A 15,019-nucleotide genomic window follows, 5' to 3' on the forward strand; every position below is an offset into this window, starting at 1 on the left:
GGGACTGCATGCGTGATGTCACTCGATGCTTTTTCCGCTGATGTCGTTCGTCGTTTTTCCGCTTTTTAAGGCACGGTGGCTACACGCAAACCTTGCGCTTACGCTTCGGTTTTTCGTCTGGCATTTTCGGGTCGCTCAGCAATTCGATTATCTTGCTTCGCAGCCATATGCTCGCCTGATCCTGCTCCTTGCTGCGATGCCAGTACAAATGCCATTCCAGCCTCGCCAGCGAAAACGGCAATTCGAAAATGCGCGCGTCATGGCGTTGCAGAAGCTGCATCGGAGCGGTGAGCGCAAGGTCGGTGCGCAAGGCGACGAGCGGTGCAACCATGTAATGTTGCACGCGCATGCGTATCTGCCGCTGTTTGCCGAGCCTTTTCATCTCTGCGTCGACGAAGCCGCTTCCCTGGCGGCGGCTCGACACCTGAATATGGCCGAGCGCGAGGTAGTCGTCCATGCTCAGCGTGTCGCCCGTGAACGGGTGATCGTGACGCAGCATGCACGCGTAGCGGTCGCTGCCGAGCGGCGCCTGGCGCAGATGCGGGTCGTCCAGAAAGGGCACGTCGATTGCAAAGTCTATCTTGCCCGTTTCCAGCGCCGCGGCCACTTCGCTGCGCGGCGTGAAGTAGCACTCGATGTTCATGCCGGGCGCCTGTTGCTGAAGCAGCTCAGCGAGGGCCGGCAAGAGAATCGCCTCCGTCAAATCGGGCATGCTCAGCCGGAAAGTGCGTTGCGATATGGCGGGAACGAATACGTCGCCCGCCGTTGCGCTCGCTTCGAGCAGCTGCAGTGCCTCACGCACGCGCCCGACAATGTTTTCGGCGAGCGGCGTGGGCACCATTCCGGACGGCGAGCTGACGAAGAGCGGATCGTTCAACGCCTTGCGCATGCGCGCGAGCGCATTGCTCACAGCGGGTTGCGTAATGAAAAGCGCTTCAGCGGCACGCGTCAGATTGCGCTTTTCATAAATCGACGCGAATACGACGAACAGATTCAGATCCAGCTTCAGTGGACGCATTCAGACTCTCCGTTTGCAGACATCATAAACGAGCCAGCTGCGCCGCAGTTTCGTTGTAGTTTCGTTTCAATTGCGCTTTAATTGCGCGGCGCAATGTTCAGGTAGGCCGCCGACGATCCGAGCCGTTCCTTGCCGGCGCCGACTTCCATGCGCGCGATAGCCTGGAGATGCACCTCGTCCGGGCCATCCGCATAACGCAATGCGCGAGCCCAGGTCCAGTGATCGGCAAGCGGCGTGTCGGGACTCAGCCCCATCGCGCCGAATACCTGCATCGCGCGGTCGCACACGGTCGAATAGACCTGCGGGACCAGCGCCTTGATCATGGAGATCTCTTTGCGCGCCGCTTTCGCGCCCACTGTATCGAGGAGCCAGGCCGTTTTCAGCACGAGGAGCCGCGCCTGATCGATTTCAATCCGCGATTTCGCAATCCACTCGCTCACGCTACCGTGCTGATGCAGATATTTGCCGAAGGTCTTGCGCTCCTGCGCGCGCTCGGTCATCAGTTCGAGCGCCAGTTCCGACGCACCGATCGAGCGCATGCAATGGTGAATGCGTCCGGGTCCGAGCCGGGCCTGCGCAAGCGCGAAGCCGCTGCCTTCCTCGCCGAGCAGATTCGAAGCTGGTACACGGACATTCCTGAACGTCACCTCGCAATGTCCTTCCGGCGAGACGTGATTCATGACGGGGATGTTCCGGACGATCGTCACGCCCGCTGTTCCCGCGGGCACCAGAATCATGCTTTGCTGCCGATGGCTTTCGGCGTCCGGGTCGGTCTTGCCCATGACGATGAACAGCTTGCAGTCGGGATGCGCGGCATTCGTGATGAACCACTTGCGGCCGTTGATTACATAGTCGTCGCCGTTGCGGCGAATGGACGTCGTGATGTTCGTGGCGTCGGAGGAGGGCACGTCGGGCTCCGTCATGGTGAACGCGGAACGGATCTTGCCCTCGAGCAGCGGTGCGAGCCACGCCTCGCGTTGTGCAGGCGTCGCGAACATGTGCAGCAGTTCCATGTTGCCGGTGTCGGGCGCGTTGCAGTTAAAGACCTCCGAAGCCCACGACACACGACCCATGACCTCGGCGAGCGGCGCGTATTCGAGGTTCGTGAGACGCGTGCCCGGCTCGTCGTCCTTCAAATGCGGCAGGAACAGATTCCACAACCCCTCGGCTTTGGCGATGGCCTTCAGGTCCTCCATGAACGACACGGGATAGTGGCCCGCATGCACTTCGTCCAGCCACTGGCGCTGGCGCGGCACGATGTATTGGTTCATGAAGCTGTGCAGGCGGCGCAGCAGATCTTCGACCTTGGTGCTGTAAGCGAAATTCATGATGGGTTCCTTACGTGTGCTTGAGTACGGTTGTGTACGCTTATGTGACGGTGCGTCAGATCGTCAATCCGCCGTCGACGACAATGCATTCGCCGTTCGTATAGCTCGCCGCGTCCGAGACGAGATAGAGCACGGTGCCCGCCATTTCGTGCGGTTCGCCGTGGCGGCGCAATGGAATCTCGTTGATCCAGCGGTCGTAGATTTCCCGGTTCTCGAACAGCGCACTGGCAAACCTGGTTTTTGTGAGGCCGGGCAGCAGCGCATTCACGCGAATGCCGAACGGGCCGCACTCCTTGGCGAATGCGCGCGTCATGTTGACGACCGCGGCTTTCGTGATCGAGTAGATGCCCTGCATGTCGCCCGGCTGCAGCGCGTTAGGGCGCACGCCTTGACGCCCTGTGCAATCGCGGCCAGGCGGAAAAAGCTGAATGACAGATAAAAATTCCAGTGCTCGACCAAGAAAACCCGGGATGTGCTGCTGCAGGTAATCAGCCAGCCGATCGACGTCGAGAGAGATTGCGGTGGATTCGCGGGTCATAGATCCTGGTGCGTATCGGCCGGCGCTTAACCGTAGGTCTGAAACGCGTGGCGCAGCGGGTCGTCGAGATGCGGGATCAAACTGCAGGCCGTTGCGTGCGAAATGTTCGCCGAGCCAGCTGCATTGCTGTTCGCCTTTAGCCGAAAGGTTGTCGTAATTCTCGGCGCCAAGCGATGCTTGGCCGTGTCGCACCAGGTAGAGTTTCGCCATCGCACGCTTTACCGGAAACTTTGCCGGAAAGGAAGAGAGGAAGCGTCAGATTAGCGGTGGCGACGGCATTGATGAAGTTTATTTTGTTTATGCGGCTTCATTCACCATGGTGATGATGTTTCTTGAATCCCGAATTGCTTGTGCAGGAGAATCTCCGGAGGTAGGCCCGCCTATGTGCAATCTCCTTGCACGCCGTTAGTCGCGGAAATGCGTGACAGCACGCTTGCCACCACGCGGTCGCAGTGCGCTCCGCCGAACTCGAAAAGATCGCGCTCGACCAGTTCGAACTCTTGCGCGAGGGCCTCGCGGAGCAAGGCCCTCGCCCGGAAGTACCGGCTGCGCACCGTGGCCCCCGGAATGTCGAGACATTGTGCGACTTCTTCGACGGTCATCTCCTCCACCGAGCGCAGCACGAAAACAATCCGAAACGCCTCCGGCATCGCATCGAGCTTGCGCTCGATCAGTGCCCGCATTTGTGCCCGTGCGACGGCTCTATCGGGTGCGTCGGATTCGAATGAAGGCATGGCTTCGATCTCTTCGTTTTCAAGGGTGTCCATGCTCACAATCGGCACAACGTTTTGCCGCCGCGCGTGACGTCGCATGCGTGCGAGACACGCATTGATCACCAGCCGGCTCAGCCACGTGGACAGCGCAGCGTCGCCGCGAAATCCGGCGATCGAGCGCCAGGCGTTCAGGTACGCGTCTTGCAGCGCATCCTCGGCTTCGACGTCGTCGCGCAGCATGGCCCGCGCCAGGCGGTACAGCCGCTGGTTGTAACGACGCATCAGCCGTACAAATGCCGTGTGGTCGCCAGCAGCCACACGGCGTGCGATCGACAGATCATCGTCGCGCGGTGCGTCCAGCCAGGCGGCAGGTTCCGTCATTGCGGCTCTCTCATTGCACGATCAATACGCCGTGCATCGTCGGATGAAGACTGCATCCATACGGGTAACGGCCTTTCTTGCTCGCGTCATAAGACCACGATCCGTTCGCTGCAATGTTTCCCGAATCGAAAGTCTTCGTATCGGCCGTGGCGGTGTGGAAAAAGAGGTCCTTGTTTCGCCATGTAACGCGGTCGCCGCGGTGCACGGTCAGTGTGGGCGGGTTGAACTGCATATTTTCGATCGTCACCACCTTCGTTTCGGCGCGCGCCTGGGCGCTCGGCACGAAACCGACGAGCGCCGTCGCAATGAGCGCGCATGGCGGCAGCAGCGCGAACCACCGGCCGCCCGTATCGGGGTTGTCACAATTGCCTGGCATCGCTCAGCCACCGCTCTTGCCGAGTTCCGCCTGCAGATGTTTCGCGTGTTCGAGATGATCCACGAACGCCGGTCGCACCTTCACAAGCAGCGACTTCAATTCTGCGTTATGGGCACCCGGTATCAAGGTTTTGTCCATCGCATCGATCACGCTTTGATGGTAGGCCACCTCATGATCGACATAGGCCCGATCGAAGGACGCACCGCTGAGCGTCTTGAGGTTGGCGAGGTTCGCATCGCCGCCTTGCTGCAGGCTCTGGCTAGTCGGGTTGCTCTCCGGCTTGACGTTGAGCCTGGTGACGAGATCGGTTGCGGCCTTATTGACGCCGGTATGGTCCGTCACCATGCGCTCGGCAAACGCCTTCACATCCTTCGACATGGACTTCGATTCGGCAAGCTTTCCGGCATCGATATCGACCTGGTTTGCAGTCACGACGATGGCCGCAATTTGCGGGTCGGTTGGCCCCGCGCTTTGTGCCCAGCCTGTCGTTGTGGTGAGGGCGATTGCAGCCAGAAATCCTGCCTGGGTGATGTTCATAAGAATTCTCCATATGGTTCTCGAGACACCTGCGAGCACTTCAGGCCCGCAAGCCTCATACACCAATAGATGTCACGTCGAGCCGCGACGTTCCCACGCCTTATCGCCCTTCTCCGATCTGCACATTTCCAGCAATTGTTGCGCCATCTACGGTTGGCTGCACTGCACAATACGGCGATTTGCATTCGTGAAATTGTCATGATAGTTTTTCATGAAATTCAGACAATAATTTTTCACGGACATCGCGATGTTTGTCGAATCGACTCAGCATGTGGAGAGCTACTACGCGCGTGCATATCCGGGCACATTGCCCGTGCGCACCGCGTTGGAAGGCGATTGCAGCGTCGACGTCCTGATCGTGGGCGGCGGGTTCAGCGGACTGCATTCGGCGTTGCGGCTCGCCCGCGCAGGCAAGCGTGTCGCGCTGCTCGAAGCGAGCCGTGTGGCCTGGGCCGCGTCGGGACGTAACGGCGGGCAAGCGTTGCTCGGCTGGTCGTGCGACATGGGTCCACTCGAACGCTCGCTGGGTGTCGAACGCACGCGTGAACTGTGGGACAGCATGTGCTGGGCCGCTGCCGAATTGCGTGAATTGCCGGCCCGGCACGGCTTCGATGTCGATTACCGGCCCGGTAGCCTGTGGGCGGCCGTGAAGCCAAACCGCATCGGCATGCTGGAGGAAGCGCGCGAAGAAGCCGTGCAGAAGTGGGGTTACGACAAGCTGCGTTTCATTCCAGAAGCAGAAATGCCCGAATGGATCGGCAGTCGCCGCTATCGCGCTGCGCTTTACGACCCTGAGGGCGGCCATCTGAATCCGCTGAAACTGGCGCTCGGTCTTGCCAGCGCCATCGAGCAGGCGGGCGGGCACATTTTCGAACAAAGCCGCGTGCTCACGTGGCACGAGACCGATTCCGGTTTTGTCGCTAATACGAATCGCGGCACCGTGCGTGCGGGCACGCTCGTGCTCGCGTGCAACGCCTATATCGACAAGCTCGACCCGAAAATGGCAAGCCGTGTGTTGCCGGTCGGCACTTATCAGGTTGCGACGCGGCCACTCGATCCGCAGCTTGCGAAATCGCTGCTGCCGCGCGACAGCTGTGTCATCGACAACCAGTTCGTGCCTGATTATTTCCGCCTGAGCCCCGATCATCGCCTGCTGTTTGGTGGCGCATGCACCTATCTCGGCGGCATTCCGAACGACATTGCCGCGGCAATCAGGCCGAATCTCGAACGTGCGTTTCCGCAGTTGCGCGGCGTCGAATTCGACTATGCGTGGGGCGGCCACATCGACATCAGCATTCGCCGCACGCCCGATGTCGGGTGTGAAGGGCAGCGGTACTGGCTGCAGGGATTTTCCGGTCACGGCGTGCTGCCGACACTCGCGGCGGCGCGCGCCGTGACGGATGCGATTCTCGGCGATAACCGCCTGATAGCGCTCTACCAGAGCATTCATAATCCGCGCTTTCCGGGCGGCGAACGGTTTGCCGCGCCGCTGGAGGCGCTCGGCAAGCTGTGGTATCGCCTGCGCGACGTTGTGTGACAGAGCAAGCAAGCATGGACAAGCAGGAAGAGATAGAGGGCCTCGCGATCCTGATTCGCGATCTGCGCAAGCACAAGAAGGTGACGCTGAGCGAACTGGCGAGAAGCATCGGCCGCTCGGTGGGATTTCTCTCGCAGGTCGAGCGCGGTCTGTCGCGACCTACGGTGGCGGATCTGACCGCGATCGGCGAGGCGCTGCAGACGCCCACCACGTACTTCTACAGCGTGAGCAAGCCGCGCGCGCTGCCCTGGGTCACGCGTCCGGGCGAGCGGCGCATCCTGTACTACGCGGGTGGCATTACCGACGTGCTGGTGTCGCCCAGCATGTCGTCGCGGTTTTCGATGTTGGAGAGTCTGCTGGAACCGGGCGCGACGAGCGGCGACCGTCCGGTGGACGACAGCGACGAGCAGGGCGGTTTCGTGCTCGAAGGCGAACTGACGGTCTGGATCGACGGTGAAGACGATCCCGTAACGCTCAAGCCGAACGACAGTTTCCAGTTGCCCGCGCGCTGCCGGTTCAGCTATGCGAATCTGGGTGACAAGCCTGCGCGGGTGCTGTGGGTGTTCACCTGATACGGTGTGCGCCGCTCAGGCGACGCGCGTCGGGAAGACGCGATAAAACGATAAGCAATGCATATAACAAAGAAGAAAAACCGTTATCCCTTGAGGAACAGAGGACACAACCGTGACATCTCTCGCAACCGGTCTTGTCGATGAAGTGCGCGCGTTTCGCCTGGCGCACCCCGATATACGCTATGTCGATCTAATCTGCCTCGATATTCCCGGACATTTCTATGGCAAGCGTTATCCCATCGAAATGCTCGAAAAGGTTGCGGCCGGTTCTCTGCTGAAGCTGCCGCAGAACGCCGTGCTGCTCGGTACGCAGGGCGGCGTGTATCCGATTGGCGAATACTGCCTTCACGACGGCGATCCCGATGCAACGCGCCGTCTCGTGCCCGGCACGCTCAAGCGCGTGCGTTGGGAAAAGCAGCCGCTCGCGCAAATGCTGATCACATCCGATGGCACCGATACGCCCATCGGTTTCGAGCCACGCGAGGTCCTCGCGCGCGTGCTCAAGCGTTTTGCCCGGCGCGGCCTGCGTCCGGTCGTGGCATTCGAACTGGAGTTTTATCTGTTCGATCGCAGGCTGAAGGACGGCATACCGCAACACGCGCACGATCCGCTGTGCGACGACGAGGACGATCAGGCGAACATGCATATCGAGCGTGTATCGCGTTTCTCGGATGTACTGCACGAGATGGTGGATGCTGCGCGTGAACAGGGTGTGGATGCAACGGTCATCACGGCGGAACTCGGCCCGGGCCAATTCGAAATCAACTTCGGCCATTGTCACGATGCGCTTCGCGCCGCCGACTGGTCGGCGCTTTTCTGCCGAAGCACACGCGGTGTGGCGACGAAGCACGGCTATCGTGCGAGCTTCATGTCGAAGCCGTGGCTCGATGCGCCGGGCAGCGGCATGCACGTACACGTGAGTCTTTACGACGAGTCAGGCCGCAATGTGTTCGCACCGAACGATAAGCGTGAACTGCGTCACGCAGTGGCCGGATGCCTGGCGCTGCTGCCGCACTGCATGCCGATCTTCGCACCCAATCACAACGCGTTCCGGCGCTACGGCGCCATGGTGAATGCCGCGAGCCGGGCAAGCTGGGGTTTCGAGGATCGCGATGCCTGCATCCGCATTCCGGAATCGGATGATGCGAATCTGCGTATCGAGCACCGCCTTGCGGGTGCGGATGCGAATCCCTACCTCGTGCTGGCGGCCATTCTCACGGGCATCGAACACGGGCTCGATGCGGGCCGCGAACCGATTGCGCCACTCAATGTCGACCGGTCGAGCGGGGTGGATTTTCCCGGCGACATGCTGTCCGCCGTCGCGGCGATGCGCCATGATCCGGCGGTGTGCGAGGGGCTAGGTGACGATTTCGTGATGGTCTACTGCGAAAACAAGCGCCAGGATTACCTCGACTTTATGAATGCGATCAACAGCCGGGAATATCGCTGGTTCCTGTAACGGCGTCCGCAGTGCCCGAGCGTGAACGAAGGTGCATGAATGGGCATAAACGGGCATAAATCGTTCCTGGCCATGTAGTTAGCACGTTTGATCCGGCAACGGCATACTGCGGTGAAGTTGCGTCGCGCAACTGGCACCTTCCGGAAACGTAAGGTAAAACTCAAGCCGGACGGGCGAAATACGTGTATCGACATACAACGTAATTTGCCTGTTTCGCCCGTGTGCTGTAGGGTATGCAGGTTTTCTCAACTCAATACAGGTAGCAGATGAACAAACAGGAACTGATTGACGCAGTCGCCGCAAGCACGGGCGAGACCAAGGCAGCCACCGGCGCAGCCATCGACGCGATCCTCGACGTCGTCACGCGCGCGGTCACGTCGGGCGATTCCGTGCAACTCGTCGGCTTCGGCTCGTTCTCGACCGGCCAGCGTGCTGCTCGTGTGGGCCGCAACCCGGCGACGGGCGCGGAAATCCAGATCGCTGCGGCCAAGACGGTGAAGTTCACGGCTGGCAAGGCATTCAAGGACGCTGTTAACGCGGCGTGATGCATGCCGTCAAGACAGATGACGTGCGCGATGCGCAGGACGATGGCCGCGCCTTCTGGCGCGGTTCACGATCTCCTTCGGCGCTGCCGCTGTCTTGAGAGGTGAGTGCCGGTGCGCCTGCCGTGTCATTGCGGCGGGGTTCCGGCCGGGCGAGCAACGGGTGGCTACGGTCATACGTTGCTCGTTTTTTTTGTTGATTTAATACGCAGTATTGATTTATCCACTCACGATTCGAATCTGAACGATTTAATCCAGATTTTTCTATCAGCTCAAATCGAGCCGCATATTCCAGCGCCGAATGGCGCGATCTTCATGGTCGAAGCCGAGCACGCTGACCGACGCGGTGTCGAGATACAGATGCGCGCCGAGTGCCGCTTCACCGCTCATCCAGAACCCGGCCAGCGCACGCAGGCAGTGAGCGTGCGAAAACACGGCCACGCGTCCCGTCATCGTCAAGAGCCGTTCGACCACCGATTGCACGCGCAACTGAATCTGTTCGAGATTTTCGCCGTCGGGAATGGGCGAATGCCATACGCTCCAGTCCGGCGTGGTCGCGTGGATTTCTGCGGTGGTTCGCCCTTCATAGATGCCGTAGTCCCATTCATGCAGATCGTGCATTTCAATCATGCGGTCGCCAAGTCCGGCGAGACGGCAGGTGTCGGTAGCGCGAATCATCGGACTGGACAGCACCGCGTCGAACGGTTGCGCGGCGAGTACAGGCGCGAGCGCGCGTGCCTGCTCACGGCCGCGATCGGTCAATGCGATGTCGGTGCGGCCGGTGTGCTGGCCCGAGAGACTCCACGCGGTTTCGCCGTGGCGGATCAGCCAGACTTCACGCAGCGCATAGGTTTTCTTCGCGGTCTGGTTTGACATGAACGATTCCAAAAGCGTGCGGGAGGCGGGAGGCAGTTCGGCGCGACGGCGTCGAACCGTTTGATCATGAGCGGAATGGTAACCGAGGTCTCGATGACGTTGCGCACCGTAAGTCAGCACAATGGACGTCTTGCGGGGAACTTCACTTGAAGTGAATGCGAGCCGTGTTCGTGAACGCTTCGGAAAACGTGATCGATATTCACACGCACGAATGGCGTTAAAGATGCTTCAGGCATGGCTCGCCACGAGCAGCACCGACCAGGTCAACAATGCGACGCCGAGCGGTGCACTGAGCCGCGGCCCCCAGGGCGTGTTTTTCTCGATGGCCATCACAGCGGCGAGCAGCAGCATCCAGCCGAGGCTGCCCGCGCCGACAAGGAACATCAGCAGCATCAGCGCCCAGCAACACCCGACGCAAAATAGTCCATGACGCGCACCGAGCGCAAATGCCTGACGCTTGCGCGCCTGGCCACGCCAGTGACTGATCACGAAACCGAGCGGCGTACGGCATTTTTCGAGGCAGTGGTACTTGAGCTTGCTGAACTGAAACGCGCCCGCGCAGGCGAGCGTGACTGCGCCGATCAGCCAACTGTATGCGTTCATTGCAGGCACGCGCGCAACGCCGCTCAACAACAGTGCGTGCAGGCCGTGCGCGAGCAATCCGAACGCACTCCATGCCGCAATGTAGCCGAGGCACAGCAGCGACAACAGGCGCAACCGGTCGGGCTGTCCCGCCACCACACGTTCAAATGTGTTGAACAGAGGCAGCGTGGTGGGGAGCATCATGGCCATGATCATGAGTGTCCATGACAGCGCGTAGAGCGCGGCCTGCACGACTGGCGAGCCGCCGGGAACGGCCTGGCACAAAAATGCCGCCGGTCCCGTGGCTGCCCAGTCGCCGTGGTCCATGTAACGCCCATAGGGGCTGCGTGCCCAGAGCCACAAAGTGATCCACGCAAGCGCGATCACGCCGCCCAGCACGGGCAGGAAAATGCGTCGATGTCGCGAGGCGGCGTGCATGTCCGGCTCGTGCTTCGCACACGGCGGCGTGGAGACCGATGTCCCGAGACGCGCTCAGGCTTCGAACATGAAGGTGCTTTGCAGGGCGTTATGGTTCTTGAGGTCGACGTCGATACCCATCGCCTCGTTCTTCGAGCGATAGACCGGCGCTCTTCCGACAAATACCGGCGCGCCGGGCACCGTCGAAAACACGGTTTCCGACAAGGTCGTATTCGCGCCGGTTGGTCCGGTATAAGGCTCGAGATCGGCGTAATAGTCGGTGCCGATTCTGAGGTTGCCCTTTGCGCCGACGACGTCGAAACCAATTGGCGCGCGTTCGACCGACACGACCGTGCCGATCAGTTTCGCGACTTCCGCAATCGGACCGCCAGCCTGGCCGGTGAAGACCTTCATGAGCGCCGCCTCCTGTTCCTTCGAGGCCTGGTCGCTGATATAGATCGCGGCCGTCCAGTTGCCCTCCATGATGTTGCCGGGAATGTGGCACACGGCAGCAAACGTATTGCCCGCGACATCGATCCCGTCGACGGCGCCTTGATCGACGTGCCACGCGACAATGGAGTCGCATGTTCCGGAATCGGCGTCTTCTCCGATCCAGCAAGGACACAGCACCCGGCAGGTGCAAACCTCAAGCAGACGACCTTCAAGGTGATAGCTCATCATGGCCTCCTCTGCTGCGAATGGCGCGCTTCAGGACCGTAATCTGTCCAGCGCGCCATTTTTAGAATTGTAGAAAATCGAACCCTGTACTCAAAGTCATTGCACGCGGAAAAGGCCCTGAAATGGGCCATTGGCGGGAAAACTTCAGTCGTCAATGTGCAGTCGATTCGACGTTTGCCTACGTCGGAAAGTACGATGTTTATTCCTGGGGAGTCTTCATCAAATCAAATCGCCTGGCTCGACAGCGGCGTAGCGGCATTCATCGTTTATCGCAGGAATATCGGCATCGTTATGTCTGACTCGAACGTTCCGGATGCACGTGATGAACGCGCCGGGTCGCACGAGGGACGTGCGCCACGAGAGACGAATTCGCGGATCTCGCGGGTCCATTGCGCAGATGATTTTTTCGCGCGCCCACGCAAGGGCAGCCTCATGCCTGTCGATGATATTCCGGGTTTATTCCTGTGAGCGATATTGGCGAATTATCGGTAACAGACATATAATCGATTTATGTGTCACAGGAATATTCCATGAAGATCATCGTCCAAACGCCTGCGGGGCTGGGTGAAATTCTGCAGTCGGCGCGCAAGGCCGGCGGGATGACCCAGGCCCAGGCCGCAGCGCGCATCGGTATCGGTCAGCCGCGGCTTTCCGCGCTGGAGACGGCCGGCACGGCCAGCATCTCGCTCGACCAGATGCTGGCGTTGCTCGCGCTCTACGGCCTCGAACTTTGCGTGCAGTCGCGCGGCATGGCCAGTTCCGGCCGCGCCGAACAGCCCGAGTGGTAGCCGATGGGACGCAAATCGCATTCGCGCGCACTGTCGATCTGGGCCAACGGAGAACGGGTCGGCGCATGGGTCGTGACGCCCTCGGGCGATATGGAGCTGCGCTATGACGCCGCCTGGAAGCAGTCCGCAGCCGGGCGGCCATTGTCGCTTTCGCTGCCGTTCGGCGTGGGCGAGCGCCCGCTGCGCGGCGAACGCGTTCACAACTACTTCGACAATCTGTTGCCCGATAGCCCGCAGATCCGCCGCCGTATCGCGACCCGCTTCAGCACGCAGACTGTGGACGCGTTCGACTTGCTCAAGGCGATTGGGCGCGACTGCGTGGGCGCCGTGCAGTTGCTGGACGAGGACGAAGTGCCGGAGAACGTCGGCGCGGTCGAGGGCACGCCGATGAGCGACGCCGCTGTCGAGCGCCTGCTGCTCGAAACGTCCGGCGCCGTGTCGGGTGCGGGCGACGAAAGCGATGAGTTGCGCATCTCGCTCGCGGGCGCGCAGGAAAAAACCGCGTTGCTTCATCACGGAGGCCAGTGGTGCCTGCCGCGCGGTGCGACGCCCACCACGCATATCCTCAAGTTGCCGCTCGGCCTGATCGGGCGCCGCAAGGTGGACTTCCAGACATCGGTCGAAAACGAATGGCTTTGTCTCGCGGTGCTGAAGGCGTATGGGTTGCCGGTTTCGTCGGCGCAGATTCTGCGCTTTCGCGAGCAGAAGGTGCTCTGCGTCGAGCGCTTCGATCGCGCGTGGTCGCGCAGCGGCGCACTGCTGCGTCTGCCGCAGGAAGATTTTTGTCAGGCGCTCGGCGTGCCGCCGCATCTCAAGTACGAGTCGCACGGTGGGCCCGGCATGCGCGAGATCGCCGGTATCCTGCGGCAATCGCAGCGCCCGCAAGAAGATATCGAAACGTTTCTCGGCGCGCAGATCGTGTTCTGGATGCTCGCAGCGCCGGACGGCCACGCGAAGAATTTCAGCATCCGCCTGCTGCCGGGCGGACGTTTCCAGCTTGCGCCGCTCTATGACGTGATGTCGATCTGGCCCGTCGAGGGCGATGGCGGCAGCCAATGGTCATGGCACAAGACGACGCTCGCCATGGCCGTGTGGGGACGAACGCGCCACTATCGGATGCGCGACGTGAAGCGTGCGCATTTCGACACGACCGCGCAGTTGTGTCACTACGGCGCGGACGCCGGGCTGCTCGTCGATCGCTTTATTGAACGTACGCCGGAAGTGATCGGGCAGGTTGCATCGGCGCTGCCCGAAGGATTTCCGGAGCGCGTCGCTGAGCGTCTGTTCGATGGGTTGCGGCTTTCGGCGCAACGGCTGGATGCCTGAGGCGGCATGACGCACGAAGTCAAGCGGCACGAAGTAAAGCGGCGCGTGGAACACGCGCCGCTTTACTTCGAGGCCGGCCCGCGATGCGCGGCTAAAAACCGCCCGGACCGGCATGACTGGCGTGTGCTTTACGCCTTTTTCGACGTTTCCAGTTTCCAGACCCAGTTCGACGGATCGGCGACCTTGCCGCGCTGGATGCCGGTCAACAGCGTGCGGATACGGCGCGTAACTTCGCCTTCGCCGCCATCGCCAATCGTGAATTCGCCGTTGGCATGCCGCACCTGGCCGATGGCCGTGACGACTGCTGCGGTGCCGCACGCAAAAGTTTCCTTCACGCGGCCGCTGGCGGCGTCTTCGCGCCACGAGTCGAATGCATACGGCGTTTCATTGACCGTGATGCCTTCCTTGCGTGCGAGTGCGATGATCGACGCGCGGGTGATGCCCGGCAAGATCGTGCCGGAAAGCGGCGGCGTGACGAGCGAGCCGTCGTCCATCACGAAGAACACGTTCATGCCGCCGAGTTCCTCGATCCAGCGGTGCTGGGCTGCGTCGAGGAAGACCACCTGGTCGCAGCCCTTCGCCGAAGCTTCGGTCTGGGCGATCAGGCTGGCGGCGTAATTGCCGCCGCACTTGGCTGCACCCGTGCCGCCGGGCGCGGCGCGCGTGTATTGATCGGACACCCACACGGTGACAGCCGACTTGCCCGACTTGAAGTACGGGCCGACCGGGCACGCGATCACGCAGAACACATACTCCGCCGAGGAGCGCACGCCGAGGAAGCTCTCGGTCGCGAACATGAACGGGCGAATGTAAAGGCTGCCGTCGCCGCCGGGCACCCAGGCCTGGTCGATGTCGACGAGCGCCTCGATGGCTTGCATGAACAGCTCTTCGGGCAGATCGGCCATCGACATGCGGGCTGCCGACGCGCGGAAACGCTTTGCGTTTTCTTGCGGACGGAACAGCGCGATCGAGCCGTCTTCGTAGCGATAGGCCTTCATGCCTTCGAAGATTTCCTGCGCGTAATGGAGCACGGCGCAGGCCGGATCGATCTGGAACGGACGGCGCGCTTCGACCTTGGCGTCATGCCAGCCGCGCGAATCGCTCCAGCGGATCGTGACCATGTGGTCGGTGAAGACACGACCGAAGACGGGGCTCTCCAGACGGGCGGCGATCTGGTCCGCGGGCGTGGGATTGGGGTGTTGTTCGGTGACAAACTGCATGCGACTGCTCGTGCTCATGTTTCGCTGTCTCACGGTTGTTGATGGCGGTTGTCGCGCTATTTTCAGCTTTTTTTGGCGTTTGGTGCAGACTTTCCGGCAAGGCACGCGAGCGAATCATGCGCGAAGGGCAG

At 61.2% G+C, this 15,019-nt stretch carries 16 protein-coding genes and 1 pseudogene; 7 read left to right on the plus strand and 10 right to left on the minus strand.

All coding sequences use genetic code 11. The features are described 5' to 3' along the window. Positions 1-79: 79 nt before the first annotated feature. The 6 genes and pseudogenes from EPN59_RS05205 to EPN59_RS05230 all read right to left on the minus strand — a co-directional run bounded on the left by EPN59_RS05205 (position 80) and on the right by EPN59_RS05230 (position 4,891). Positions 80-1,018 carry a LysR family transcriptional regulator gene (locus EPN59_RS05205; RefSeq protein ID WP_293033466.1) on the minus strand — a complete coding sequence of 313 codons (939 nt, stop codon included), beginning with the start codon at positions 1,016-1,018 and terminating at the stop codon, positions 80-82. 77 nt (positions 1,019-1,095) lie between these two features. Continuing rightward, positions 1,096-2,346, minus strand: coding sequence for an acyl-CoA dehydrogenase family protein (locus tag EPN59_RS05210; RefSeq protein ID WP_293045642.1), 1,251 nt, complete (start codon positions 2,344-2,346; stop codon positions 1,096-1,098). A 55-nt stretch (positions 2,347-2,401) separates the two neighbouring features. Continuing rightward, positions 2,402-2,722 (minus strand): annotated as a pseudogene (locus EPN59_RS05215) (SDR family oxidoreductase); the annotation flags it as partial. Positions 2,723-3,264: 542 nt separating this feature from the next. After that, the gene (locus tag EPN59_RS05220) at positions 3,265-3,978 is read right to left on the minus strand and encodes an RNA polymerase sigma factor (RefSeq protein WP_293033470.1); all 714 of its coding nucleotides are present in this window, start codon (positions 3,976-3,978) and stop codon (positions 3,265-3,267) included. Positions 3,979-3,988: 10 nt separating this feature from the next. Then, positions 3,989-4,354 carry a cupredoxin family copper-binding protein gene (locus EPN59_RS05225; protein WP_293033472.1) on the minus strand — a complete coding sequence of 122 codons (366 nt, stop codon included), beginning with the start codon at positions 4,352-4,354 and terminating at the stop codon, positions 3,989-3,991. Positions 4,355-4,357: 3 nt separating this feature from the next. Then, a complete protein-coding gene (locus tag EPN59_RS05230; protein WP_293033474.1) occupies positions 4,358-4,891 on the minus strand; it encodes a DUF4142 domain-containing protein in 534 nt (177 codons plus the stop codon). Between the two features lie 247 nt (positions 4,892-5,138). Here EPN59_RS05230 and EPN59_RS05235 point away from each other — a divergent pair, with 247 nt between their 5' ends. The 4 genes from EPN59_RS05235 to EPN59_RS05250 all read left to right on the plus strand — a co-directional run bounded on the left by EPN59_RS05235 (position 5,139) and on the right by EPN59_RS05250 (position 9,004). Beyond that, the gene (locus EPN59_RS05235) at positions 5,139-6,428 is read left to right on the plus strand and encodes an FAD-binding oxidoreductase (protein WP_293033476.1); all 1,290 of its coding nucleotides are present in this window, start codon (positions 5,139-5,141) and stop codon (positions 6,426-6,428) included. A gap of 14 nt (positions 6,429-6,442) precedes the next feature. Then, positions 6,443-7,000, plus strand: a complete 558-nt coding sequence (locus tag EPN59_RS05240) for an XRE family transcriptional regulator (protein ID WP_293033478.1) — start codon at positions 6,443-6,445, stop codon at positions 6,998-7,000. A gap of 112 nt (positions 7,001-7,112) precedes the next feature. Further along, entirely contained in the window at positions 7,113-8,459 is a 1,347-nt protein-coding gene (locus tag EPN59_RS05245; protein WP_293033480.1) for a glutamine synthetase family protein, read from the plus strand. 266 nt (positions 8,460-8,725) lie between these two features. After that, a complete protein-coding gene (locus EPN59_RS05250; RefSeq protein WP_293033482.1) occupies positions 8,726-9,004 on the plus strand; it encodes an HU family DNA-binding protein in 279 nt (92 codons plus the stop codon). A 264-nt stretch (positions 9,005-9,268) separates the two neighbouring features. Here the strand turns inward: EPN59_RS05250 and EPN59_RS05255 are convergent, their stop codons facing one another. From EPN59_RS05255 to EPN59_RS05265, 3 genes are all read right to left on the minus strand, one after another. Further along, positions 9,269-9,877 carry a histidine phosphatase family protein gene (locus tag EPN59_RS05255; RefSeq protein ID WP_293033484.1) on the minus strand — a complete coding sequence of 203 codons (609 nt, stop codon included), beginning with the start codon at positions 9,875-9,877 and terminating at the stop codon, positions 9,269-9,271. 228 nt (positions 9,878-10,105) lie between these two features. Then, positions 10,106-10,897 (minus strand): DUF2182 domain-containing protein, encoded by a 792-nt coding sequence (locus EPN59_RS05260; RefSeq protein WP_293033486.1) that lies wholly within the window; start codon positions 10,895-10,897, stop codon positions 10,106-10,108. Positions 10,898-10,951: 54 nt separating this feature from the next. Beyond that, a complete protein-coding gene (locus tag EPN59_RS05265; protein ID WP_293033504.1) occupies positions 10,952-11,554 on the minus strand; it encodes a DUF1326 domain-containing protein in 603 nt (200 codons plus the stop codon). Between the two features lie 195 nt (positions 11,555-11,749). On the opposite strand from EPN59_RS05265, the gene EPN59_RS05270 reads away from it, so the two are divergent. The 3 genes from EPN59_RS05270 (at position 11,750) to EPN59_RS05280 (ending at position 13,668) form a co-directional block, all read left to right on the plus strand. Continuing rightward, positions 11,750-12,022 (plus strand): hypothetical protein, encoded by a 273-nt coding sequence (locus tag EPN59_RS05270; RefSeq protein WP_293033488.1) that lies wholly within the window; start codon positions 11,750-11,752, stop codon positions 12,020-12,022. A gap of 62 nt (positions 12,023-12,084) precedes the next feature. Beyond that, positions 12,085-12,342 carry a helix-turn-helix transcriptional regulator gene (locus tag EPN59_RS05275; protein WP_293033490.1) on the plus strand — a complete coding sequence of 86 codons (258 nt, stop codon included), beginning with the start codon at positions 12,085-12,087 and terminating at the stop codon, positions 12,340-12,342. 3 nt (positions 12,343-12,345) lie between these two features. Next, positions 12,346-13,668, plus strand: coding sequence for a type II toxin-antitoxin system HipA family toxin (locus tag EPN59_RS05280; RefSeq protein ID WP_293033492.1), 1,323 nt, complete (start codon positions 12,346-12,348; stop codon positions 13,666-13,668). A 128-nt stretch (positions 13,669-13,796) separates the two neighbouring features. On the opposite strand, the gene EPN59_RS05285 is transcribed toward EPN59_RS05280, so the two are convergent. Then, positions 13,797-14,906 carry a branched-chain amino acid aminotransferase gene (locus EPN59_RS05285; RefSeq protein ID WP_293041258.1) on the minus strand — a complete coding sequence of 370 codons (1,110 nt, stop codon included), beginning with the start codon at positions 14,904-14,906 and terminating at the stop codon, positions 13,797-13,799. Positions 14,907-15,019: the final 113 nt, after the last annotated feature.

Source organism: Paraburkholderia sp. (assembly GCF_004298475.1).
Lineage (GTDB): Bacteria > Pseudomonadota > Gammaproteobacteria > Burkholderiales > Burkholderiaceae > Paraburkholderia > Paraburkholderia denitrificans.